This is a genomic window from Oculatella sp. FACHB-28 (assembly GCF_014696015.1).
Taxonomy (GTDB): Bacteria; Cyanobacteriota; Cyanobacteriia; order Elainellales; family Elainellaceae; genus JAAUTN01.
On record NZ_JACJPJ010000091.1, the window covers coordinates 1 to 25230 of the forward strand.

Below are 25230 nucleotides of genomic sequence, written 5' to 3' on the forward strand. Positions count from 1 at the left end.
TTTGCAGGACGTTATCGCAACCGCAGAAAACGGTTTGGCTTGCGCTTGAACCTGATTGCTGGCTTACTCAACTATGAATTGGCACATGCCTCTTGATTCATGCAGGAAGTCTAATAAGTAGGGTGCATCGTGATGCGTTCTACGGTTCATAGCTATGAGGTGTATGAGAAAACCAGCATCAGTCAAGGGACTGGAAGAATTAGGGCGGGTGCGTCTCTCGCCAAGTTTCTTTATGCGCGACTTCCTTTATAGCGAAATCGCTAACTTCTACAGACTTCCCAACATCCCCGAAAATCCAGATCTGGCAATCGCTGCTGGCACTCGCTTGTGCGAAGAATTGTTAGAACCTCTGCAAGCAACCTTCGGGCGCATCTCTATCCGCTCTGGTTACCGCTCTCCTCAGGTAAACAGACTGGGAAATGAGAAAGGACATAACTGTGCCAGTAATGAGTCTAACTACGCAAAGCACATTTGGGATATTCCCGACGCAAACGGCAAAATGGGGGCGATGGTCTGTATTGTCGTCAACTGGTATCTCGATCGCTATGAGCAAACAGGAGACTGGCAATCCCTAGCCTGGTGGATTCATGACCATCTTCCCTATGCTTCTATGCAATTCTTTCCTAAACTCTGTGCTTTCAACATCGGTTGGCACGAACAGCCAGAGAAAGCAATCTACAGTTACATCGAACCTAAAGGCTACCTGACAACACCAGGGATGGAAAACCATAAGGGCGATCGCACCCAACGGTATGAAGGATTTCCAACTCTAGTTTTGTAGGTTGCATGAAGCAGATAGGAGAGGATTACAAATTTATCTTCTACTTCGTCTCGTAGATAAGCTTCAAGGGTGCGGCGTTTCCGGGAAGCGGGCAAACGATAACAGCCAAATTGAATTTCATGACAGACCACTGATGCCGTTGATAAACCTCGCTGTGGTCAACTAATCGCTGAATCACCAGCGGATTAGGTTGAGGGCGTAAGGGTTCCGACAGAATGTTAGTATCCAACAGAAATCACAGAATTGTCACAAATTAACCTCGCGTCCGGGGAATTTGTCCCGCACATCTTTAAATACCTCATCTGGATCAATATCAATGTTCTCTACCTCCAAGCGGTGGCGAAATGCTGCTAGCGATCGCCCAAAATCTCCTTTTTGGGAAAACATTCGGTCGTACTCCTCTGCCGAGAGAATGACCGCAACGCGTTTACCGTGTCGGGTCAACTCAATAGGAGTTCCCTGTTCGGCTTGATCAACAAGTTCGGGGAGGCGATCGCTAGCTTGCACGATAGAATATTGAACGCTGAGGTCAGACATAGAGCGGCGATGGCTATTTGGATGGCTACCTCAATTGTATGGAGTATAGCGAAGGGCAAAAGAATCAATACATAGTCCCTGATCTGATGAGTTCTAGACAATTCCACCATTGGCGCGGATGTGTTGTCCGGTGATCCAACGGGCATCGTCTGAAACTAACATTGCTACGGCATCGGCTACATCTGTAGGTTGTCCCAGCCGTCCTAATGGAGTTTGAGCAATTAGCTGATCGACTTGGGCTTGCTCCAAAACAAGACCATCTGTGTTGGTCACACCAGGAGAAACAGTATTCACGGTGATGCCCCTTGCCCCTAGCTCCTTCGCCAATCCTGCACTAAACTGCTCGATTGCCGCTTTAGCTCCGGCATATGCGCCTCCCGTAGGAATTGCCATCACTGTCCCGCTGGTGGAGATGCTGATAATTCGACCGCCATCTGCTAAGTGTTGAGCCGCTTGTTGAAGCGCAAAGTAGACTCCGCGAGTAATGTCGAACATGCTGTCATACTCTTCGACGGTCATTTCGGCTGTGGGCTTAAAGATGTTTTTCCCAGCCGCATTGTTGACTAAGATATCTACTTTGCCAAAGTGTTCGATCGCCTTTTGAAATAGGCTCCTTACATCCTCAAGCTTTCGCACATCCACTTGAATTGCTGTTGCTTTTGCACCACTTGCCTCAACGGTTGAAACCACTTCTTCTGCTTTGTCGCGGTTGCCGCTGTAGGTGACGACGACGTTTGCCCCGTCGTGCCCTAGCCGCTGGGCGATCGCCCGTCCAATTCCCCGTGACGAACCTGTGACAATCGCAACCTTTCCTTGCAATGGCATAGAGGATTCCTTTTAGTAACTGATCATCAACCTTCATCAAGGTATACTTCCACTAACTTTTTTGGAAGTACTTACTTTTTTGTAAGTTGCTGCCAGTGTTAGACGAGAGGATGCCAATGCAGGAGGATCAATCGGATGGAACAGTATTTGTCCAGACAACTTTGAAGGTTTTGGGAGGCAAGTGGAAACTTCTGATTTTGTGGCACTTAAAGGATAATGACAGACGTTATAGCGAACTCAAGCGACTCATTCCTGAAATTACTGAGAAGATGCTAGTTCAACAACTGCGAGAATTAGAGAGCGATGGATTAGTTAACCGTACCGTTTTTTCAGAAGTGCCTCCTAAAGTGGAATACTCCTTCACCGAGTACGGCAGAAGCCTCGAACCTGTTTTGCAAACGCTCTGCAACTGGGGTGAGCGGCATTTGAAACGGTTAGAGCTTATCTAGAGCACGAGGACTGTCTCTCTGCACCAATCAGTTGTATCAAACTACTCTCATGCTGCAAAACTTGATCGTTAGCACCCAAAACCCTGAATTCACAGATCTCGGCTGCTCGAAATGAGGTTAGCGCAAACATACCTCCATTTCCCTCATCGCGCAAAGTTTCTCCAGTGTTGAATGTTGCTTCTACAGCAGCGACTTCAGGGGAGAGAATTCGACCGTAAACACCATAGTAATGTTTGGGTCGAATTCGTTCACGCCTTAGTGAGTGAGGGATAAATTCTTGAAGCTGATCTACAAAACTCACACTGAAATCATCTATTCCACTGAAGTAGTAATCTACTAATGTTCCAGTAGTCGAGAATTCTTCTGTAGAGATGTTAGATGCCTTCCTGTCAATCAATTTCCATCCATCTCTAACTTGCCTAAAAACGCTGTGTCCTGATAAGTGTTCTGAATCGTCACACCGAACTTCGTACACCACAACCACACCCCTTTCCCAGGGGCGAGTTTCAAATACACTTGCTCCCTCTCCGTTAGGACAGGCATACTCAGAACTGACCACTGCTTGAGGATCTCCCTGGAAGTCAGCAGATTCAACACGAGATGAAGCACAGCCTAAAGTTGATAACGCAAAAAGGACGAGCAAGGAAATTGCTGGCAAGCTGCTTCTCCATGTGACAAGCACAGACCGTCTAACAGGTTTAAGGTGCAGCATTTTTTCGTTAGCAACTCAGATACGACCAAATGTAGCACTTTGCTAAATTCGGTTGCGATACTTTTAAATCCTTGCCAATCTTGATCAAGTTGAAATTAACTCAGTTTTTGAAGCTTCGGAGTCAAAGCACATGGATCGAGCGGTAATCAAATTTTCCTCTGAGGACTGCGGCATTTGCCACAAGATGTCCTTTTATGATCAAAAGGTAGCAGAAGAGTTGGGGCTACAGTTTGTCAGCGTGAAGATGCAGGACACGGCAACCTACCGCAAATATCGCAAGATTTTACTCACTCAATATCCTGACAAAGCAGAAATGGGATGGCCTACCTATCTAGTCTGCGATTCACCTGAAGGAGATTTCAGGATTCTGGGTGAAGTCAAAGGCGGACATCCTAAAGGTGAGTTTCGCACAAAGCTTCAAGAAGTTTTGAGTCAGGTTGCTGCTGAGTAAAGAATACAAAACACAGAGGCTTCCGTGGGTTGGGTGAGGCGAATGCGTAACCCAACAGAATTTAGACAAACGTTAGGTTTCACGTTGTTCCACCCAACCTACGCCTACACATAAATGCTCCTGTAGGGGCGTTTCGCGAAATGCCCCTACCCAATCTGTTGTTCCTCTTTAGGGAATTGGTATTACGCGATCGCTAACAGCACCCTACCGCTAGCTACGCTCCGGCAATCTCACAAAATCTTTCAATTGCAATGCGGAATGACAAAGGAGCTATGCAGAATAGCAAAGGAGCTATGCAGAATAGCAAAGGAGCTATGCGGAACAACAAAGGAGCTATGCGGAACAACAAAGGAGCTATGCGGAATGACAAAGGAGCTATGCGGAATGACAAAGGAGCTATGCGGAATGACAAAGGAGCTATGCGGAATGACAAAGGAGCTATGCGAAACCACTGGGAGGTGTGCAAATTGGTCTCCTCAAGGGCACCTTATGTAGAACAAATCCACTCTCCTCAGGTGCACCTACCATGCCTTCCAGACGAAGCATCGACATTCTGCTTAATTCTGCCCACGTTGCGATCAACAACTCCCTCACTAATTCTCAGATTCAAGCCTATCTCAAGGAGTTTGGCTATACGCCAGAGCGGATTCAGCAGGGCAAACTGCTCTACGAAGCTGCCCTTGCTGCCCATCAACAACAGCGTGCCGACTATGGCGACCAGAGAACTGCCACTACTGCCTTGAAACAAGTTTGGGATACTGCCAAGAAAAGCTACATGCGCTATTTGAAGGTGGCACGTATTGTGTTTAAGGACAACTCCGGAGTGGCAACCCGTCTAGAACTGGAGGGCGATCGCAAAAAGAGCCTGCCCGGTTGGCTAGCCCAGGCAAACCAGTTTTACACGAACCTGCTCAACGCACCCGAATTGCTGACCCAGTTGCGTGAGTATGGCATTACCGCAGACAAGCTTCAGGCAGGGCAGGCAGAGGTGCAGGCAGTAGACACCGCTAACCTATCTCAGAAAACTGAAAAAGGCGATGCCCAAACCGCTACTCAGACAAAGGAGAAGGCGATCGCCGCTCTGCAATCGTGGATGAGTGACTTTACCCGAATTGCGCGTCTGGCATTAGAGAGCGATCGGCAGTTGTTGGAAGGGTTGGGAATTGTGGTGAAGTCGCGCAACACCAGTTCAGGAGAGAGACGTTCTGCGTAATGCATGGGTGGGACGGTGCTGCAAGTAAACCCACCAACGCATTGAGATCGCAGCTGTTACGATGCGTTACGCTATCGTTAACACGCCTTCCTTTTCCCCTAATAGCAAAGTACTACTACTATTTGGACGTTATGCCTGCTCTAAACCAAGCTTGGGAATGTGTGGCCGAATTGAGAGGTCATTCCAGTTGGATTTATGGAGTTCCAATGACTACTAGTGGAATGCTAGCCAATGTTAGCGGTAGTCAAATTCTATTTTGGAATTTAAAGACTAGAGAGATAGACGCTGTTCTTGAAGGACATACGGATATTATATGCTCTCTTAGTCTTAGTTCTGATGGTCAAACTTTGGCTAGCGGTAGTCTTGATAAGACAATTGGACTATGGAGTTTAGAAACAAAAGACTTAATTTGTACGCTTGCCAAACGCAAAGATCCAATTTATTCAGTTGCTTTCAGTCCTGATGGTAAGTTACTTGCAAGTGGAGGAGAAAATAAATACAAGACAGCAAGTGGACAAAAAACAACTATTTACCTTTGGAACATTAATCGTAAGGAACTGATTCAGACCTTTCTAGGGCATAACCTTAGAGTCAATACTCTTGCCTTCAGTCCTGACAGTCAAACCTTGGCTAGTGGAAGTAATGACGCTACGATTAGATTGTGGGATGTTGATTCAGGGAGGGAGTTGCATATTCTAGAGGGACATTCCAGCAATATCAGCACAGTTGCCTTTACTCCCGATGCTAATAGTTTAATTAGTAGCGGTGGTGGTGGTGTCAAAATTTGGAATGTACAAACTGGAGAATTACAGCAAACTTTCGCTGAGGAATTTGAATATGTCAAATGCCTTGCTGTTGATCCAACAGGTCAATTTTTGGCTTTCTCGGTACATGATGGGATTGAGATATGGAACCTGAAAGACCGTGAGAAGGTGCAATACTTGAATTTCAAGTGGCCAGTTAGCATGAACTTCAGTTTTGATGGAAAGTTGTTAGCTAGTGGAGATGCAACTGCATTTGCTGAAGGTAGTGGTTCAGTTAAAGTATGGCGTGTTCAAGAACTAGAGAGTATGCCAAATTCAACTGCCGAAAATTCTGATCGATTTGAGCTAGATGCTGAGCATCAAAAAATCGAATCTGAAGGATATTTTGACCCTGCAACCCTTGAAGATGCTAAAAGGCGGATAATTCGTTCTATTGTGCAACGGCAGGGACAAGCTGAATTTCGACATAAGTTACTAAATTCTTACGGTAATCGATGTCCTATAACTGATTGTGATGTAGATTCAGCCATCGAAGCTGCACACATAAGCCCCTATGAAGGAACTGAAACTAATCATCCAACAAATGGTTTACCGCTCAGAGCTGACATACACACTCTGTTCGATTTGCATCTACTGTCTATTCAACCAGATACTTATGATGTGGTAATTGCCCCTGAACTTACCGGTACTTGTTACCAAAATTTGGCTAGTCGAAAATTGACTTTACCGCAGGACCAAAAAGCAGCACCAAGTCAAAAAGCTCTCAATAAGCATCATGAGACTTTTATTAAGAAGCGCAAAAGTGGTCATCTGCCAGCAAGCTAATGCCCCCATTGTAGTGGGCACCAATTTAGTAGAGTAGTTGCTGTTCCTACAAAGTACGTTACTGCAAGGCTGATGCAGAATCTCATCGAATATCCTAAACTCATTTTTCATCTGGAATACATTGACCAGGTTCCAAGTATCAAAGACTAGGAATAATCTACTAAATTGAAGTGATCTCAGGATTGAGATGGCGTTGAATCAGGATTGGATACGAAATTTGATGGTGCGTTTGCTCGATCGCAACGCACCCTACGGTGGAAAAGTAACGGCATAGTAGGGGCGATCGCATAAACCCATGATTAGTAGTTGTCCAACCTGTGATGTCCGAAATCATGTCGCTGATGTGGGTATCTGAATTTACTACAGCTAGCACTCTACTCAAATATGGTTTCCTCGCTTGAACCTATCATCTTCAATATCTTAGTTTTGGTTGGAACTATTGTTTCCACAGTTTTAGGTTGGGCTCTGATTCTAGTTGGACCTGCACTCTGTTTTTTCGCAATCCGTTCTCGCTCAACTCCTCGGAAGTTGCTTCTGCTTGGCGTTTGCATTTTGTACGGGGTTTTACCGCTTTTGCTGGGTTTTGTTGGGACTTCCTTAGCTACCGCTTTGAGCTGCCAAGCAGAAATGGGTTTCGATTATCAATGTCCTGCTAACCCTGGACTTGAAGACTTAATTACAACAATGGTCTTTATTGGTGCTTGGGGTCCAATTGTCACGATTCCATCTAGTGCTTTGGGTCTTTTAGGATTCATCAGTTCATACATCACTTCAGTTGTTCGCAACTCCTTCAGGTAAGAACTAAAGAATATTAGAATTAAACATGAGAAGAAAGGGAAGCACAGTGTGTTTCCCTTAAGTTTCACGAGGATAGAGGAACCTTTTGATGTGTTTACGCTTTGCGGAATCTTCTCACCAAGAATAAGCCACCCAGACCCAGCAATGAAGCTGCACCCGTTGCAGGTTCAGGAACGGTGGTCGCTGCTAGACCCACCAACTGAACGGGTTCATCACCAATTGTACCCACAGTGCTGGCGCTACCGTTGGATAAATTGATGTTGTAAAGCGTGGAGTTAGAAGCCGCATAAGCAACATTGCCGCCCATGCCATCGGATAGGATATCAAATCCGCCTACGACATCAAAGTCAATTCCTAAAGAACCAATAGTCGTCAAGGTGCCAGCGTTAGGAGGAGCTTGCAACACCAGCACATCTAGAGCAGAGTCAATTCCAAATAGCTGAGTCATCCGAGTCGGGTCTGGGGATGGCGCGAAGGAGTTGGTGTAAGCAGCGGCGGTGATGTTGGGGTCAGCACCAGCGTTGACATCAGTTGCGCCATAAGCCAGCGTTCCGTCAGACTGGAAGCCCGGAGTGTTGGGATCTAGGTCAGCGATCGCCCCCGTATCCACATTAATGCGGAGGTTCTGATCATTGCTACCGACTAATCGCAGGCGATCGGGCACTGGGTTAAAGTCAAATCCTGACTGGTTGCCTCCTTCAAACTCAATTGGAGAAAGCGAACTCACCAAAGTTGCTTCACCTGTTCCAGAGTTGATTGTGTAGATATCATTTGTATCAGTAATGCCATAGAGCAATCCATTTGCCGGACGAATATCAATTCCCAACAAGTTGCCGTTAACACCCGTTACCGCTACACTGCGAGTTTTGGTGAGATCATCAGGATTAAACAGAACCAGTGAGTTGCTGTCAGTCAAACCGATGAGTTGAACGGTCGCTGCTAAGACAGGTTTAACAGCGCCAAATAGACCGACTAATGTTGTCACCGTTGTGGCAGCAAGAATTGTGCTGAGCCTGTTCAGTTTCATGGGAACCTTCCGCATTAAATGATGATTTTGTTTAAAGGCGCGATAAAAACGACGAGCAGAATTCCGTAAGTTCACGGTCTTTTGCGTCGTTGTGCTAGGGATACGGAAGGAGCATGGCTTCAGATGCACTGCTCAGTTAGCTTCATTAAAGCTTCATCAAAGCGACTTTATAGGCTTTAGTTTTTGAAGAAGAAATGAAGAAGATAGAGAAGTGGGAGCGTGAAAACCGTCTTATTCCGTTACCCCCTTGCTCCTCTAATCATCCGTACTGCGACGAATGCGCTGGCTAGTGCCAGTCCAGCGGCAATAAAGACGACCAGGCGAAAGCCGTCAACAAAAGATTCAGCGATCGCCCTTTCCACCTCTTCCCCTAACCCAGCAGGTAAATCAGGCACCTCAATGGCTGCTAGCCTGACCCGTTGTTCATAAATCAATTGCTGAGCCTCAGGTGGTAGATTTAGCGCTGCTAACCGTTCGCGCAATCCACGACTAAAAGCAGCCAGCACTAACAGACTTAAGACGGCTACTGACAACAGACTGGCTACGCGAGATACAGCATTGTTGATGCCAGAAGCAATTCCAGCCTGGTGAGCCTCAACCGCACCCATTACCGCTGTGGTCAAGGGTGCCACACTGATAGCCATACCAAGCCCTAGAATGGCGATCGCCGGAAAAAAGGTTGTCCAATAGCTGCCGCCAATTCCGGGTAGGGCAAACAGAGCGAATCCCACTGCGGCAACAATTGGCCCAATCGTTAGGGGCAACCGTGCGCCATAACGACTCACTAGCCCACCCGACCAGCGAGACAGCACAAACAAGGTCAAAATCAGTGGCAAAAACGCTGCTCCCGTTGCGGTTGCAGAATAGCCCTGCACCTGAATCAGGTTAAACGGGAAGAAAAACAACACTCCGCCTACCGCTGAGTAGAGCAACAGCGTGAGCAAATTTGCTCCACTAAACGTGCGTGAACGAAACAGCCTCAACGGCATCATAGGATAGCGGCTATGAGCTTCTAGCCAAATGAAGGCTGCCAGCGTCGCAATGCCAATCACTACTGCTGTAATCACCAGTGGATCGCCTAAGCCCAGATTTGAGGCTTCGATTAAGCCATACACCAGTGCGCCTAAACCAACGGTTGCCAACAGTGCGCCAGCCCAATCTAGTCGAGCCGCTGATTCGTCTCGGCTTTCGGGTACTCGCCAGAGCGCGATCGCCAACACAATCGCTGCCAACGGTAGATTCAAGAAAAATATCCAGCGCCAAGACACCGATTCCACCAACCAACCGCCCAGTACGGGCCCTAACGCTGACGTGATTGCCGTAAATCCAGACCAGGTACCAATCGCCCGTCCTCGTTCTGCGCCGCTAAAGGCAGCGCTGATGATTGCCAAACTTCCTGGAGTCAGCAGTGCCCCGCCGATTCCCTGGACGGCACGCGCCAGGATGAGTTGATTTACATCAGGGGAGAATCCGCACCAGAGAGAGGCGATCGCGAAGATGACGACTCCCCAGATGAAGACCCGCCTGCGACCGAGGCGATCGCCCAGTGACCCTCCCACTAAAATTAGCGCTGCTAGAAATAGAGCATAAGCCTCTACAATCCACTGCACCTGGGCTGCTGTTGCGTCCAGCTCAGATTGCAGCACAGGCAGCGCCACATTCACCACGCTGCCATCAATAAACACCATGCTAGAGCCAAGGATCGTCGCCGCCAAAATCCAGCGGCGCAAATTTCGCTTGCAAGGCTCTACACAGGTTTTGGACCGAATCACCGCTTCATCACAAGGGGGTTTGCCAATATTGGTCATGAGTTCTCAAGCACAAAACAACCTTGGAACAATCAATAACACGATTAACACGATCTCCTTAGGGCTAATCGAATGTGATTCTGGAATGGTTCATGAAGCTTTATATCCAGAAGTGAGTTTTATCTCACTTGCGACAAGATTCCAAGTGCAGACCACTCAAATTACGGATTAACTCTTGAGGAGCGATCGCCCTATGGTTCAAGTAAAGATTCAAACACTTTGTTATGGACATTGTTTCTGTGAATGTTGGGAAGCAATCCTAGAGAAGAAAGCGTTGCTGAATGCGGAGATGATTCACGGATCTCAATCCCCCGTGTAGGGGCATGGCAATGCCATGCCCCTACGAAATTCATACATCCGATCAGCAATCCTAGAGAAGAAGTAATACCGACTTAAACAGATTTCGCAACACATCAATTTCTGTAAGGGCGCACTGCGGTGCGCCCTTACCCACGTCTGCAACATGCTTCAATTAAATTGGTATAACTTTGTAAACCCTCAAGGATTGCAGAAAAAGCAGTACGTTGGATCGGCAAACTCCTGTCCGTCCGGGAAATACGTTACGTTGCTAAAGTCACACTTGATGCAGCGATGAACTACTGCAAGAGTTGAATTAGTTGGCGATCCGCAAAGTCCACAGGGTAAGCCTGGTTTGCGTTCAGCGGCAGCACATCCCGGACAACCACATTGAGGGCAACGTTGGCTAATCTTGTAGACGAGATCCTCAGTCGCCTGAGCAATCACCTTCATTCGCGTAGGGTTATACATTGCCCGCATATCCGTTTCAAGATGCGCCTGACCAAACTTCTTTAGGAACCAGTCCACTGTTCCTATCAGTTTCGCCTCATCGGTAATGCCCTTAACAAGGTGAGAAGACGGAGTCGGTTGTGCCTCAGACATGGCAACTAAACCATGCGTCGGAAAACCAATTTGCTGGGCAAAGGTGAGAGCTGCCTCAAGACTTTGGATAGACTTGTGACTATAGTTCGTTTCTGTAGAGATAGCTTGTCCCACAATTTCTAGATCATGAGTGCGATCGCTCAACAACACAATTTCGCAATCACATGCCACAAACGGAATCGCTGGATGAGGACCAAAACTTCCCTCACTGGCAAATGCAAGCGTTGAGCCGGTCAAAGCCATTGCTCTTTCAACCTTGAGTCTAGCTACATTCTGCTGATCTCCAGCGCGTTTAATATCACGAGTAAAGGTGCCAAACTCATCGGTATTAAATCCTTGAGGAACAACAACCTTTACTCCAAGCTGTTGTTCCACAATGGGAGCAATCACCTGTTCTTTTCGATGCATTGTTGCCAACACACTTTCTCTGTCACAAAACAGATCCTGGGGAAATGAGCTGTTCATGATTGTAAGCAAAGCAGCAGTAGAAGAAGTTTAACCTGTGGCTTCCCAGATATGGCAATGGCGATAATCCTTGTAAGGGCGCACTGCGGTGCGCCCCTACCCACACCTGTAACATCCTCAAATTAAATTGGTATAAGGTATTTCTTCCAACAACGGTACACATACCCTAGATCCGTTTTTTCTGGTCTATCACTTTGTCGAGGCTTCTACTGTGGAGCCTGAAAACTGGGATTGGGCTGGTTGAATGAACCGTTGTAGAGTCTGCCTGAGCGATCGCTGCTGCGGTTCTTGCACCCAAACCAAGGGCAGCAGCGCTACAAGCCGCAAGATGCTGGAGAGCGCAAATAGCCCCATCATGCCGCCCGCATCCGCAAATTGAGCTAACCACCCTCCGACCAATGCTCCCAATGCTCCGGAGACTCCTGCGATCGCAGCCGTAATGGCGAAATATTTAGTATGGTGCTGCATGGGGGCGATCGCCAGTTGCAGGTTGTTAATGCACAGGTCGACTCCTGCACCCGTACCCCCACCCAGCAGGTGCAGCAGCGGAAACCACAGCCACAGCGAAACTGAGTTTGCGCCAGTGCCTAACCAGAGCAGCGGTGTGACCGCAACTAATATTCCATCTACTAACAGAATAGGGCGATTCCCAATCCGGTCTGCCAGCTTGCCCCAGAGGAGCAGCATGAGTAAATTTGCTCCTACTCCCAACGTGTTGTAAAGCGTGACCCAGCTTAAATCTAAAGCCAGGTTATCAAGCAAATACAGGTTAAAAAACGGATTGCAGAGGTTCAATCCAAATGCCCATGCACCAAAGTAGAGTAGGAATATCAGAAAGTTGGAGTTGTTGAGCATACTGCGGTGAGCGGTTTCTGGTAAAGCCTCAGTAACTGTTATGGCAGAGTTTTTCAGTTCATTTTCCTGAACGATGGAATAATCTAAAATATCTAAACTGTCTGGTTTAGAGATTGAAGCAGGCTCTAAAGTCGCAAAACAATAAGTTTGAGGATTCACATCCGTCATCTGTAACTGAAAGCCCAAACTAATCAGCCCTGTGACAACGCCTAAGATTACCATCACTCCAAACCCCTGAATGCTTCCTCCCGTCCAGTGGGAGATTGCAACTCCTGATAATGGCAGGGACACCAAACTGGTGAGACTAAAGGTGCTGTTGCGAAAGCCAAAATATCGCCCCCGCAGTCGCCGAGGCACCAAGGTCGCTAACCAAGACAGCCAGGAAGCACTGCCCATCGCCCCCAGCACATGAGTCACCAGCATCGCAGCCAGGGTGGCAAAAATCATCTGCTGTGGATGAGCAGGATGCCAACTAAATACAATGATTGCGATCGCCAACGGCAACCAGAGCAAGCGAGAAATGCCATAGACCCATAGACCGTAGATCTGCCGACTGGTAGTGCGATCTGCCCAATACGCTCCTAAGGGTTGCAGCAAATTTGCCATCATCGGGATTGAAGCAAGCATCCCGATCTGCAAGGGAGTTGCTTCTAGCTCTACAAGAAAATTGCTGAGCAACACGCCCCCGGTAATCGTAGAAAAGATGGTAGCAAAAACCCCATCTAGAGTTGAAGCGCGGAGGCTAGACCGAATTTCATCTTTTGAAATTTTGGTTGAAAAGCTTTTGGAAACCGAAGATTTCAACGCCAGGACGGTTGAGGAGATCTCTTGACTTGAAGAGATTGCTTCTTCTAAAGAATCTGTCACCCAGTTCTATCCTTGGAGCCAACCATTGTATTGGGCATCTATTAGAATACCCACCCTATTTAATTTAAAAACAGGTGAATTCGCTTCTGCATAGGGTTATAGCGATCGCCTCAATGTTCATGCCATTAGTGAGATGCTCGCTGAGTAGACAGCAATTTAAGATATCAATTCGGGTGATCAGATGGCAATGGGGAAGTTTTTTTAACCTGGCATTGGAAGCTGGTTATATGACTTGCAGCATATTTTCACTTAGATAAACTACAGATCCCCGTAGGTGCAGTTCGCGAACTGCACCTACGCTATGGCTTACCCATCGGACAGTGGCTGTGTTTTAGCGATCGCCGCGACGATTATCTCTCTAATCTGTCTGAGGGCGATCGCGATCAAACTTGAACTTTAGCAATAGGAGAATCCTAGTGGAGCGGGTTGTCAGCGATCAAAACGGCATTACCTGGACTTGCATTCAGGCATTTACGGGATTATCTGACCAGGCAGAAAATAAGGATGCTGCCCAGGTGAAGGGAGAGGAAGATGCCTATTGGGTTGTGTGTACCCCTAGCGGTGGGGCGCAGTCAGTTCGTCTGAAACTGCCAGGTGACTGGGAAAGTGCTTGCTCAGATGAAGCATTGCTCCAGGAGATTGAACAACAGTCTCAATGAGCTCTCTAGCATTACAATTTAGTGTGCAATGCTCCAGCATTTGACGGCAGATGTTCGGCGATCGCGGCAAAGGCTTGCTCCCCTAAAATCTGGTGTGCCGCTGTTGTCGGATGAATGCCATCCCAAAACAAGAATTGCTGGGGTCGGTCACAGGCTCTAGAACTCGAAATATAAGCATCCGTCACGTTCGTGAATCCAAATTCTGCTGGATGAGTAATCGCCTCTTGATAAAGTGCATTAGCATCTAGAACCGCAATCTCAAGATCGGGTTGCTGTTGCCCTAATACCTTGAGCGATCGCCGCAATCCCTGATTGTGCGACTGAGTCAGCGCCACAAGACTGGCAGAATTAGCAGTGTTTCGTGTAGCAGGCAGTTGACCTAAATTCGGTAAGTTTGCCACCAAAACTCGCTTTGCCCCTGCATTAGATAGAGAAGCGATCGCCTCTATCACATTTTTCACTGGAGTTGTAGCATCATTAACTCCTTGCAGATAATCATTTGCACCTGCCCACACGACATACAAAGCGGTAGAGTTGACGGATGAATGGGTTTGGGTAAAAGATTGCACCTGACTGAGCAATCCCGGCACAAGACCGTTAGAATAGCTGCTACTCGTTGCTCCACCATAAGCATGATTGTCGATTTGGCTAGTAGAGAGACTGAGACGATCAGCCAGATACTCTACCCAAACTCGACCATTAGAATAACGTCCTTGAAAATAAGGTGGATTAGGTGGATAGGCTCCATTAGTCGCTCGAAACACTGTTCCTGTGTCCGAAAGGCTATCACCAAATACAACCAGTTGATCAATTGGCTCAAACCGTTGAGCCGAGAGGGTTAATGCTGTCATAAATGTCACAAGTGCGAGGGCGATCGCTACAATAATCTTTCTCACTGTTCTTCAAGCAGAACCAGAACTCAAACTACTCAATAAAAAGCTCTCTACCTCGGTGAGAAAGAGAGTTTTCTAACTTTAGATTAATCGTTCTACTGCACTAAAAAAGTTGCTGAGGTTGTTGATCCAATGAGTGTAAAGTGCTGTTTTATTAGTATCAATTCAGTCGCTGGAATGGGCTAACTTATCTGTCACTTTCACCACTATAGCGACTTCAACTGCGTTTGGGGGTAGTGAGAACCGGACGTTGCTGAAATGCTACTTTGTTCAAAATTCTGATTAGCTCAACCTTGCTCTCTAAAGTCAAAGCTTCAGAACTGATACAAGGGCGATTGCCCCTCTTTTTTCCCTTCGTCCTTTCCCTCTGCCACAATAGAACCACCATTCACTAGGGGCACCCATGACGCAGGAGGAATTGTTAGCGCTAATCGACCAAGCCGCCGCTGAAGGCTGGACAGAGCTAGATTTGTCGGGCAAAGGATTGACTGAATTGCCTGGGGCGATTGGCAAATTAACTCAGCTTGAGTCATTAACCCTAGGGAAGGTAGAAAAATGGGAATGGGTAGACAACAAAGTTATTCCAAAGCTAGTCACAAACGTACTGACTACGCTACCTGAAGAACTCGCTGCGTTAGAGAATTTGAAGACCCTAAACCTCAGTGGTAATCCCTTGACTGTCACTCCTGAAAGTGTCTTTGAGCTTCAGCAGTTAACCACTTTAAATTTGACCAGCATTGGTTTATTAAAGATTCCAGAGTCAATCGCCCAACTTACCAATCTGACGGAGCTTTACCTCCATAGCAACCAAATCAGCGAGATTTCAATAGCAATCACTCAACTTACCGATCTTGCAGTGCTTTCCCTCTCTAGCAACCAAATCAGCGAGATCCCAACGACAATCACTCAGCTTACCAATCTAACGCAATTTTTTCTCAACAATAACCAAATCAGCCAAATTCCGGTGGCAATCGCTCAACTTATCAATCTGACAAAGCTTCTCCTTCATAACAATCAAATTAACGAGATCCCAGCGACAATCGCTCAACTTATTAATCTGACGCAGCTTTCCTTCGGAAGTAACCAAATCAGTGAGATCCCAACGACAATCGCCCAACTTACCAATCTGACGGAGCTTGACCTTGGAAACAATCAAATTAGCGAGATCCCAGCAGCAATCGCCCAACTCACTAATTTGAGGGATCTCTATCTTTGGGGAAACCAAATCAGTGAGATCCCAGTAGCAATCGCCCAACTCACTAATCTAGAAAAGCTTAACCTTGGGGATAATGAAATCAGTGAGATCCCAGTAGCAATCGCCCAACTCACTAATTTGAGGGATCTCTATCTTTGGGGAAACCAAATCAGTGAGATCCCAGCAGCAATCGCAAAATTAACGAATTTGGCAGTGCTTAACCTCTCGCGTAACCAGATCACGCGGATTCCTAAAGTGATTGCAAAACTAACTAGCCTGACCAAATTTGATCTTGCAAGCAACCAAATCACAGAAATTCCTGAATCAATGGGACATCTGACCAATCTAGAAAAACTCGATTTTTGGGGTAACCAAATTGAAACAGTTCCTGATTGGCTTGAGGAATTGTCTAAACTCAAAACATTAGATCTACGTGGGAATCCACTACCGATTTCTCCAGAAGTTTTAGGTTCGTTTGATTCCAGTAAAAATCCGGGGTCGGTAGAAGGTATCTTCAACTATTATCGTCAGCTTCGCAGTGGTAGAGTCCGTCCGTTGAATGAAGCGAAACTGCTTTTAGTGGGTCTGGGCAGCGTTGGCAAAACTTCTTTAATCAAACGACTAATTGACAACCAATTCGATCGCCATCAGCCTCAAACCGATGGGCTAAACATAAGAACCTGGAATGTCCATGTCAACAGCAAAGACGTGCGTCTCAACGTGTGGGATTTTGGTGGTCAGGAGATTTATCACGCGACTCACCAGTTCTTCTTGACCAAGCGCAGTCTTTACCTGCTCGTGTGCAATTGCCGCATCAGCGAAGACGAAAACCGAATTGAGTACTGGCTAAAGCTGATTGAGAGCTTTGGCGGCGAGTCGCCCGTGATCATCATCGGCAACAAAAACGACGAACAGCCACTCGACATTAACCGCAAAGCCTTGCGAGAAAAGTATCCCAATATCAAAGCCATCCTAGAAACTTCCTGTCAGACTGGTCATGGCATTGACGACCTCCGCACCGCCATTGTTCGCGAAGTAGGTCTGCTCAGTGATGTATATAACCTGCTGCCGCTCTCCTGGTTTGAGGTGAAAGAACACCTGGAAAACATGGAGCAAGACTGCATTAGCTATGACAAATACACTGAAATCTGCGAGTCTAAAACGATTACCGAAGACTACAGCCAGGAACAGTTAATTGAGCTGCTGCATAACCTCGGTCTGGTGCTCAACTTCCGCGACCATCCCTTTTTGCAGGACACCAATGTTCTAAACCCTGATTGGGTAACGCAGGGTATCTACGCCATCCTCAGCGACGAAACGCTCAAAACCCAGACCAAAGGCATTCTTACCCACGCTGACCTCAACCGCATTCTCAACCCCCAGCGCTATCCTAGAAATCGTCATCACTATTTGATTGAGCTAATGCGGGAGTTTCAGCTTTGCTTTCAACTTCCCGACTGCAACCCGCCCCGCTTTCTCATTCCCGGACTGTTGCCCAAAGACGAACCTGAACATACCACTCTCGAAGGCGATGCCCTGGAGTTTCAGTATCACTACCGCATCCTGCCCGAAAGTATCCTCTCTCGCTTCATCGTCCTGATTCACGAAAAAATTCATAACCAAACCTACTGGCGCAGCGGCGTAATGTTGTTTCACAGCGAAGGCGGCGAAATCTGCAACCTTGCCCGTGTCAAGGCTGACCCCGAAGACAAACAAATCTTTATCTCAATTAGCGGGCGTGAAACCACCCGTCGCACCTTTTTAGGCATTGTTCGAGATGTATTCAATAAAATTCATGGTTCTTTTGCCAATCCTGAAGTGAGTGAATGGGTGCCCGTCCCCGGATATCGTGATCATCCGCCCCTCGACTACCAGGAATTGCTCGGACTGGAGGAAATGGGGGAAAGAGAGTACCCGATTGGCAAACTGCGGATTAAGGTAAACCTACGTCAACTGCTAGATGGTTACGAACCTGTTGAGCTTCGGCAGATGCGGCAAATGGGCGATCGCCATGAAATAGAAGCTTTTCTGGACAGCCACTCCAGTATCTATGTCAATATCAACCAGGCAAATCGAGATAACCGTTCTAACACTCACCAATATGGACAAGGAGACAATGTAGCGGGCGATCACATTCAAGGTAATAAAATCATCGGTGATGAAACTTCCAAACGCTGAATCTGCTTTCATCGACCTCAACAAGTTGCGGAACTATAGCCTCAACTTGCAACACGATCGAGGCAAACACAAAGCTCGACTATTTGCCGCTATTTTAGGATTAGACAAAACGACGCAGAAATTTTGCAATCTCTGATCGTTGAAGCTATACAAACCTATAATGCAGTTCCTACTTCTTTAGATGAACATGGGCAGCGATATGTTATTGATTTTCCTGTCACTCGCAACCAAAACACTGTAAGTGTTCGTACTACCTGGATTATTCGCTCTACGGAAAACTTCCCTCGACTCACCAGCTGTTACATTTTGAGGTAATTCTTATGGTTAATACCTTAAACCAACTTCAACTTCTAGATGTTGTTGCCCTCAAAGACTCCTTACCTCAGCAGCGTTTGCTAGCAGGTCAGGTTGGCACGATTGTAGAATTGTTAGCCCCCGATGTTTATGAAGTTGATTTCAGCGATGATTACGGTCAAACCTACGCTATGCTGCCGCTACACGTCAGTCAACTGCTGAAGCTGTGCTACGCTCCTGAAAGTGAAGAGAGTTCTACAGAAAACCAACTCATGTCTAATACCATTTACCAGTATGGTTCTGGCGACAACGTTGCAGGTGATAAAGTCATGGGCAACAAGATTGGCACTCAAATCAACCACAGCCAAAATCTAGCTCAAGCAGCTAAAGACATTAAAGACCTGCTCGACCAACTTGATCAAGACTACGATCGCAGCACTCCTACAGGGCAAGCCATGATTAGTGCAAAAGCGATCGAGGCGATCGAACAAAATCCGACTTTAAAAGCTCGTGTAATTAATGCTCTCAAAGAAGGTGGTACGACTGCTCTGGAATCAGCGATCGATCATCCCGCTGTAAAACCTGTGGTGGCAATGATCAAAGGCTTCATAGACGCTGAATGAGTGATGCAAGCCACCAAGCACAACGCCTAGACCCTTTCTCAAACCTTCTCTAAATGCTCTAAGTGTTTAGGCAACGAGAAATAGAAAGTAGCACCTTTGCCAACTTCTGCTTCTGCCCAAACCTGTCCTCCGTGTCGATAAATGATGCGTTGAACATTGGCAAGCCCAATCCCTGTTCCCTTAAATTGAGAGTCACTGTGTAAGCGTTGAAATACTCCAAATAGTTTGTGGGAATATTGCATATCAAATCCAACACCGTTGTCTTTGACAAAAAACACGAACTTGTGAGGATCATCTACACTGCCGACTGTAATTTGGGCTTCATCGCAAGGGAAGGTATATTTCACAGCATTTTCAAACAAGTTGCGAACCACAAGGCGGATCATGTTCAAATCGCCTTGAATTTGAGGTAAGGGTTCAACTTGCCAATGGATGGTTCGTTCTGTAGTGTCTCGCTCTAGTTCGCGCTTGATTTCATCGACTAGGATATTCATGTCGATCGCCATATAGCGCATTTCGGCTCGTCCCATGCGAGAAAATGATAATAGGTCATCAACTAGCTGCCCTGCATATCGAGCCGTGTCCGCAATGGTGTTTAGATAGCGCACGCTCGTTTCGTCCAAGGTGCCAGCGACTCGCTTGTGCAGCAGTTCAACAAAGCCGTTGATGTGGCGAAAAGGTGCTCGTAGGTCGTGGGAAACCGAGTAGGAAAAGGATTCTAACTCTTTGTTGGCCAGTTCTAGCTGAGTCGTGCGTTCTTGCACTCGCTGTTCGAGGGTGGCATTAAACTGTCGGATCTCGGCTTCGGCGCGATCGCGCTCCAAGGTTCGCTCGAATAGGCGATCGCGCATTTGTCCAAATACGGTTGAGAGGTATGAGATTTCGGTAATTCGACTCTGGGGTAGGGGTGCCCTCATATCTTCTGCTGCCAGTTGACCTGCGGCATAAGCTAAGGTCATCAGCGGTTGAGTTAACCAACGAGCCACCTGAACGCCAAATACAACTGCGGCGATCGCCATCAAAAACAGGATGCCAATATCTGTGTTGCGCCGACTGTGAACCCCCGCTAACGCACTTGCAGCAGGACGATCAACCACCACGCCCCAGCCCAAATCCGGAACCTGAGCATAGCCTGCTAACCGCCATTCAGCTTCGTTCCAATAGCGCAGCCCATTCGAGAAAGTATCACTGTTTGCCAATAGCTGGGCAACGGGTGGAACTTGGGAGTAATCAGTAAAGGATGCAACCAATTCAGCATCAGGATGAGCAATGATACGTCCTTGTCCATCCACTAAGTAAGCTTCGAGGTCAGAGCTAATACTGGTTCGAGTAAGCTGAGCAGCGACGCGTGTTGATTCAATTGCACCTGTTGCGATTCCGACAAATTGATTGGTTGGCGTTTGAATGGGAACCGCAAAGGCAAACAGAGGACGTTGGAGAAGTCTGCCAACCCGAATGTCCAGTTTAGGGGTTCTTGTGCGACGAATGTCCTTATATAGCGGCAGGTCGGCAATGGAGGGTCCGGGTGCCCGATTGTCACTGCGGGCGATCGCATTTCCAGCCGCATCATACGTAGCCAGCACAACTATGTCTGGATAAAGCTGATTAAACTGCTCTAGAAACGCTTGCTGCTGTGTCGCAGAACGAGATAACAGATTGGATTGAATTGCCAGTGACCGTACCGCTGCCTCATGCAGATTAATGTAATTGGTTACATTTTCAGCTAATGTGCTGGCTAAAGTTTGCTGGAGAACTAGCGATCGGTTGATTGTATTTTGTTCCTCTAAGTGCGTTGCAAACGCAACAGTCAACAGCAAGGGAATCGTGACCACGCCAACCAGAACGAGCGTTAGCCGTGTTCGTAAGGAGGCAGGATCAAAGCGGTGGAGGTACAGGCTGAGCCAGGGTAATACGGCTAGCGGAGTTGCTAACCCGCCGTGATAAATTACGGAGTTCCAGTTGGATAACCCCAGTCCAACCATCCAGACCCAAATCACAGCCCCAATGAAGCCATGCACCAGGTTGAAAAGCAAACGGGGAGGACGAGGATGAAGATAAACCCCAATTAGGATCAACCCGCCGACAATATACCCAGCTCCATAAATCGGCAGGTAAGAACGGGTAGCATCATAGAAACTTGCACCCAGCTGTTGATTGAGTGGCGGCAAACAGTTGAGTCCATGCAAAATTACTCTAACTGCCATTGTGATCGCAAATAGATCAATCGCTTTGGACGGGGAGTCAGACCGGAAAGGGCGATCGCCAGTGCGAGGCAAAAACGGTGCCACAAGCGTTCCTAGCGCCATCGTGCTATAGCCCGTCACACCAGTCCAGGTTCCGCTTAGGAATGGACCAACTGCCGATAGAAAGAAGGCACTCGCAGCCAGCCCATGAGCAAAGATCAGCCATCGGCGTTTGGGCATCAGTACGGCAACGATAATCAGTGCAATTCCACCGATCGCCTGAAGCAACGCCAACCGAAAGAACTGCGACTGAATAAACACAAAGACAGTCATGTCTAGCTGGTGTGGCACCATGAGCATGACGATTCCGCGCAGGATCAGAAAAACGCCGAAGATCCATTGCAGCGTCTCGATTCGGAATGCTCGTTTCATCACGACCTCACCAGCACTGATCGCCCCCTCAGAAGTTGGCTAACCTGATTGTAAGGGGTTGGATCAGGGCAGCAACAGTTAGACCATTTTTACCAAAACAAGCTACAGGGGAAAGGGTCGTTTCGCGAAACGACCCTACAGGGAACTCCAGCATTACAGGTAGCTTTGTATCAAACCGTGACCTAGTGGAGTTGGCAAAATTTGCGATCGCGATCGGACTGCGGCTCTTGCCAGGAATAGGCAAAGTGGCTCATGGAATTGATCTGTGGGGCAACCTGCCGAATTGCCTGCATCTGTGCTTCCAGGGAAGGGCGATTACTCACCGCCTGTCCCCAGGTGCCTGCTAGGACAGGGCTGATTCGGGTGCCGGGAGGTGCCTGGGACGTGACTCGCTGCACTAGAGAAGTGATACAAGACGTGTTATTGCCGCCGCAAACCCCGTAGGACATGGGGTGCCATTCCAGACTGCTAGAGAACCGATCCCAGGGCTGAAGGCGAGAATCATACCCCTGCCCAATCGTCTGGTTAGCGTCGGGGAAAAACACTGCCCCGGCCGGAATTCCCTGGCGCTGCACGGGTAAGGCCGCCATTGCGAGAAAATCCAGTACGCCCTGAATCGCATGAGCAACGGACAACCGCCAAAGCTGCGATTGAATGATAGGGCGACGTTCTCCTGACGTGGCAGTAGCTGAGTAGTAATTTAGCTCTCGCCCTTGCCAGAGCGGTTCACCTTCATTGGGGTAGAGGCTGTCTAGTGAGTCCAAATCAGAAGCATTAATGTAGCCTCGGCTAATGTAGCGGCGAATTAGCTCCCGCCCCTTCTGATTAAGTGCCCGGTTGTAAAGAGCCTGCTGAGCCGCTGAACCGTAGATCCACAAATCCTGAACGCGGCTGGCGACCGATGCAGGACCTGTGCCTCTGGGATAGCGCACATAGTCAAACAACACCCCGTCAGGACGGCGCTGAACCACTGCCTGCACCAGGGCGTAATAGTCTTGCTTAGCGCGGTTGTTGTAAGGGTCAACAAATGTTTCTTCGGAGCTAATTGCACCAACGTCAGAGTTTAAACCCGCTGCGGTGTTGAAGTTGAGGCTAGTTTGCCCGTAGCCATTGATCGCTAGAAGCTGCTCCGCTCCAGGGCGCTGGGCGTACGAGTAGCCAAAGTTCATCATAAACATCCAGGCGTAGACTTTTAGCCCACGTTCTTGCCCCTTGGCGATCGCCTCTGCCAACAAATCCACATCTTCATGACCGGGTGTTCGAATCGTAGACGGCCAGGGAGTCCGGTTTTGTGACTGTGGCAACAGCACCTGACCGTTATAAAACACTTCGACGTAAACCTGGTTATAGCCTCGGTTGACCATGCGATCGAGGATGTCTTCTAGCACTCCCTCCTGAGCATCACACGGGTAAAGCCGAATCCAGATTGCCTGATTTTTCAGCCAGCTTTGGTTGCGGCAGCGACGGATTTGTTCGGCGTGTTCGTCGAGCAGGTCTTTGTAGCGGTTTCGAGCCTCGCGATCGCCTCCTATTGCCTCTTCCCGCAGTTCACTTTTTTCAGCAATTTCGTCGGCTGGCAGTTGGCAGTAGGGGGAAGCCTGTGCCTGCGATCGCCCCATCCAAGCAAACGGACTGAGCAAACTACTGACCAACATCATTAAAAACAGTCCGCTGTAAGCAAATTTACGACGCTGTACAGACGATTGGGGACGCACAATCATGAGGCGATTCAATACTCCTTCAATGGTTTCACAGGTTCGATGGAAACCCTGATGTCATAGCAGCATGTGCAACAGTGCAATAGTGTAGCAGGGTAATGGGAAAGACTCCTAGCTTACTGTTCAATTTCATCCATAATTCATCCGGCGATTTCTACGATCGCCCAAACTTTTGCCGCAGCCGATTCACAAACAGATCCACCTCTGGCAAGCCCAGCCGCGTTGCAAATAGGGCAAAAACTCCCAAACCTGCTAATCCAGCGATGCTTAGATTGATTAATTGAATCAATAGCCCTTCCGTTCCCAACAGCGATTGAAGACCCCACAGCGCTACCCAGGACACAACCCCCGCCAAAACGCTGCCTGCTGCCAACCCTGAAATCGGTAAACCCGTTTCTCGCCAGGGCAGCCCTCGCAGACGACGATTGAGCACCCAAAGCAAAGCTGCCATTGACACAAGATTCACGCCTACCGTTGCCAGGGCTAAACCTGCGGCTCCAAACTGCTTAGTAAAGAGGAAACAGAAAACTGCATTCAGCAACAATCCCCAAAGGCTGACCTTAAACGGCGTATTGCCATCCCCCAGCCCATAAAACACGCGCACCAGGACATCTCGTCCCAGATAAAAGAACATGCCGACCGCATACGCCAGCAGCACTGAAGCAACGAGTTGAGAATCTTGCTGGGTAAACTGCTGCCGCTCATAGACAATTCGTACCGCAGGCAGCGCTAACACCGCCAACAGTGCGCCGACGGGCATCATGGTGAAGGCAGTCAAGACCAGGCTTTGACGAATTCGCTGCTTTAGCTCTCCCCAATTTTCGGGTGCTGCCAGTTTAGAGAAAATTGGCATATACGGCACCAAAATCACATTGGAGAGAATGCCCAGCGGCGTGAGAAACAGAAGTTGAGCATAACCAAGTGCAGAAGCCGCCCCGACCGGAAGCTGAGAAGCAAACAGCAAACTGATGTAAACGCTAATCAGCAGCATTCCAGAGGAAAGAGTAGCTGGACCCATGAGTCGCCAAATTTCATCTAGTCCGGGCTGCTTTAGGTTAAATCGCAGCCTCAGCGTCCCCATACCTGCTCGCCACTGAGTGGGAATTTGCACGAGCCATTGCAAAATCGCGCCTGCCAGAGTGCCCCACGCCAGTACAACAGCACCGTATTCATCAGAAAAGAACCACACTCCAATAATCACAGTAACGCTAGAAAATAGCGGACTGACAGACGGCAGCCAGTAGTGATCAGCGGCATTGAGCGTGCCAAAGCCAATCCCAATTAACCCTGAGAAGACGGCTAGGGGAGCCATGATGCGGAACTGCTCGACAGCGATCGCCTTTACCTCCGGGGTCGTTCCCGGTGCGATCAGTTGAATCAACGGATCGGCAAATATCATCAGAAAAATCGTCACCAGCAGCAGCAATCCGCCCACCAAAGTCGTCACTGTCTCGATCAGCGGTTCAGCTTCCTCTTTCGGTCGCTTTGCCAGCACGCTGATAATCGAACTGTGGAATGGTCCGTTGATGCCGCCCAGCAGCACAAACAAAAAGCCGGGGATCACGTAAGCATAGTTGTAGGCATCAACAGCAGCGCCCACCCCAAAGGCAGCGGCGATCGCCTGTTGACGCACCAGCCCAAAGACCTTGCTGATCAGGGTGGCGATCGCCACAATTCCGGCAATTCCCGCCAGAGAGCGAGCAGGTTTTTTGATCTCAGTCACAAAAACTCGTACACCACGTAAAGAGCTTCACCTATTTAAGCGTGAATTGAGCCAG

The 25230-nt window shown here is 48.1% G+C and carries 22 protein-coding genes and 1 pseudogene; 10 read left to right on the forward strand and 13 right to left on the reverse strand.

The features are described from left to right. A pseudogene (locus H6F88_RS24170) lies at positions 1–96 on the forward strand (IS5/IS1182 family transposase); the annotation flags it as partial. 67 nt (positions 97–163) lie between these two features. After that, positions 164–781: a hypothetical protein gene (locus H6F88_RS24175; RefSeq protein WP_190645293.1), complete on the forward strand. Its 618-nt coding sequence runs from the start codon at positions 164–166 to the stop codon at positions 779–781. 40 nt (positions 782–821) lie between these two features. Here H6F88_RS24175 and H6F88_RS24180 read toward each other — a convergent pair whose 3' ends face one another. The 3 genes from H6F88_RS24180 to H6F88_RS24190 all read right to left on the reverse strand — a co-directional run bounded on the left by H6F88_RS24180 (position 822) and on the right by H6F88_RS24190 (position 2143). Then, the gene (locus H6F88_RS24180) at positions 822–1010 is read right to left on the reverse strand and encodes a hypothetical protein (RefSeq protein ID WP_190645294.1); all 189 of its coding nucleotides are present in this window, start codon (positions 1008–1010) and stop codon (positions 822–824) included. 17 nt (positions 1011–1027) lie between these two features. Next, complete coding sequence (locus H6F88_RS24185; protein WP_190645295.1) at positions 1028–1318, reverse strand: type II toxin-antitoxin system Phd/YefM family antitoxin; 291 nt, start codon at positions 1316–1318, stop codon at positions 1028–1030. Between the two features lie 93 nt (positions 1319–1411). Next, positions 1412–2143 (reverse strand): SDR family oxidoreductase, encoded by a 732-nt coding sequence (locus tag H6F88_RS24190; protein WP_190645296.1) that lies wholly within the window; start codon positions 2141–2143, stop codon positions 1412–1414. Between the two features lie 116 nt (positions 2144–2259). Here H6F88_RS24190 and H6F88_RS24195 point away from each other — a divergent pair, with 116 nt between their 5' ends. After that, positions 2260–2592 carry a winged helix-turn-helix transcriptional regulator gene (locus tag H6F88_RS24195; RefSeq protein WP_190645297.1) on the forward strand — a complete coding sequence of 111 codons (333 nt, stop codon included), beginning with the start codon at positions 2260–2262 and terminating at the stop codon, positions 2590–2592. Here the strand turns inward: H6F88_RS24195 and H6F88_RS24200 are convergent. After that, complete coding sequence (locus H6F88_RS24200; RefSeq protein WP_190645298.1) at positions 2585–3250, reverse strand: hypothetical protein; 666 nt, start codon at positions 3248–3250, stop codon at positions 2585–2587. The genes H6F88_RS24195 and H6F88_RS24200 overlap by 8 nt on opposite strands. Before the next feature lie 184 nt (positions 3251–3434). Here H6F88_RS24200 and H6F88_RS24205 point away from each other — a divergent pair, with 184 nt between their 5' ends. The 3 genes from H6F88_RS24205 to H6F88_RS24215 all read left to right on the forward strand — a co-directional run bounded on the left by H6F88_RS24205 (position 3435) and on the right by H6F88_RS24215 (position 6557). Next, positions 3435–3755 (forward strand): thioredoxin family protein, encoded by a 321-nt coding sequence (locus H6F88_RS24205; protein WP_190645299.1) that lies wholly within the window; start codon positions 3435–3437, stop codon positions 3753–3755. A gap of 526 nt (positions 3756–4281) precedes the next feature. Further along, on the forward strand, positions 4282–4968 hold the full coding sequence (locus tag H6F88_RS24210) for a hypothetical protein (RefSeq protein WP_190645300.1): 687 nt from the start codon (positions 4282–4284) through the stop codon (positions 4966–4968). 206 nt (positions 4969–5174) lie between these two features. After that, the gene (locus H6F88_RS24215; protein ID WP_190645301.1) at positions 5175–6557 is read left to right on the forward strand and encodes an HNH endonuclease; all 1383 of its coding nucleotides are present in this window, start codon (positions 5175–5177) and stop codon (positions 6555–6557) included. Between the two features lie 160 nt (positions 6558–6717). Here the strand turns inward: H6F88_RS24215 and H6F88_RS24220 are convergent, their stop codons facing one another. The 5 genes from H6F88_RS24220 to H6F88_RS24240 form a co-directional block, all read right to left on the reverse strand. Continuing rightward, complete coding sequence (locus tag H6F88_RS24220) at positions 6718–6939, reverse strand: hypothetical protein (RefSeq protein ID WP_190645302.1); 222 nt, start codon at positions 6937–6939, stop codon at positions 6718–6720. 510 nt (positions 6940–7449) lie between these two features. Next, complete coding sequence (locus H6F88_RS24225) at positions 7450–8382, reverse strand: DUF4394 domain-containing protein (protein ID WP_190645303.1); 933 nt, start codon at positions 8380–8382, stop codon at positions 7450–7452. A gap of 239 nt (positions 8383–8621) precedes the next feature. Further along, positions 8622–10190 carry an MFS transporter gene (locus H6F88_RS24230; protein ID WP_190645304.1) on the reverse strand — a complete coding sequence of 523 codons (1569 nt, stop codon included), beginning with the start codon at positions 10188–10190 and terminating at the stop codon, positions 8622–8624. A 498-nt stretch (positions 10191–10688) separates the two neighbouring features. Beyond that, entirely contained in the window at positions 10689–11498 is an 810-nt protein-coding gene (locus tag H6F88_RS24235) for a DUF6671 family protein (protein WP_242050693.1), read from the reverse strand. 246 nt (positions 11499–11744) lie between these two features. Continuing rightward, positions 11745–13277, reverse strand: a complete 1533-nt coding sequence (locus H6F88_RS24240; protein WP_190645306.1) for an MFS transporter — start codon at positions 13275–13277, stop codon at positions 11745–11747. Between the two features lie 416 nt (positions 13278–13693). Between H6F88_RS24240 and H6F88_RS24245 the strand changes: the two genes are divergently transcribed. Further along, positions 13694–13936 (forward strand): hypothetical protein, encoded by a 243-nt coding sequence (locus tag H6F88_RS24245; protein ID WP_190645307.1) that lies wholly within the window; start codon positions 13694–13696, stop codon positions 13934–13936. An 11-nt stretch (positions 13937–13947) separates the two neighbouring features. On the opposite strand, the gene H6F88_RS24250 is transcribed toward H6F88_RS24245, so the two are convergent. After that, positions 13948–14832 carry an SGNH/GDSL hydrolase family protein gene (locus H6F88_RS24250; RefSeq protein ID WP_199333773.1) on the reverse strand — a complete coding sequence of 295 codons (885 nt, stop codon included), beginning with the start codon at positions 14830–14832 and terminating at the stop codon, positions 13948–13950. Between the two features lie 400 nt (positions 14833–15232). Between H6F88_RS24250 and H6F88_RS24255 the strand changes: the two genes are divergently transcribed. From H6F88_RS24255 to H6F88_RS32800, 3 genes are all read left to right on the forward strand, one after another. Then, positions 15233–18202 (forward strand): COR domain-containing protein, encoded by a 2970-nt coding sequence (locus H6F88_RS24255; protein ID WP_190645308.1) that lies wholly within the window; start codon positions 15233–15235, stop codon positions 18200–18202. Further along, the gene (locus tag H6F88_RS33580) at positions 18183–18338 is read left to right on the forward strand and encodes a DUF6883 domain-containing protein (protein ID WP_242050694.1); all 156 of its coding nucleotides are present in this window, start codon (positions 18183–18185) and stop codon (positions 18336–18338) included. Before H6F88_RS24255 ends, H6F88_RS33580 begins: the two co-directional genes overlap by 20 nt. Positions 18339–18522: 184 nt before the next feature. Then, entirely contained in the window at positions 18523–19119 is a 597-nt protein-coding gene (locus H6F88_RS32800) for a DUF4926 domain-containing protein (protein WP_199333774.1), read from the forward strand. A 38-nt stretch (positions 19120–19157) separates the two neighbouring features. Here H6F88_RS32800 and H6F88_RS24265 read toward each other — a convergent pair whose 3' ends face one another. The 3 genes from H6F88_RS24265 to murJ form a co-directional block, all read right to left on the reverse strand. Continuing rightward, the gene (locus H6F88_RS24265) at positions 19158–21734 is read right to left on the reverse strand and encodes a cache domain-containing protein (protein WP_190645309.1); all 2577 of its coding nucleotides are present in this window, start codon (positions 21732–21734) and stop codon (positions 19158–19160) included. 182 nt (positions 21735–21916) lie between these two features. Next, positions 21917–23455 carry a hypothetical protein gene (locus H6F88_RS24270; protein WP_190645310.1) on the reverse strand — a complete coding sequence of 513 codons (1539 nt, stop codon included), beginning with the start codon at positions 23453–23455 and terminating at the stop codon, positions 21917–21919. Between the two features lie 151 nt (positions 23456–23606). Next, the gene (gene murJ / locus H6F88_RS24275) at positions 23607–25175 is read right to left on the reverse strand and encodes a murein biosynthesis integral membrane protein MurJ (protein ID WP_190645311.1); all 1569 of its coding nucleotides are present in this window, start codon (positions 25173–25175) and stop codon (positions 23607–23609) included. Positions 25176–25230: the final 55 nt, after the last annotated feature.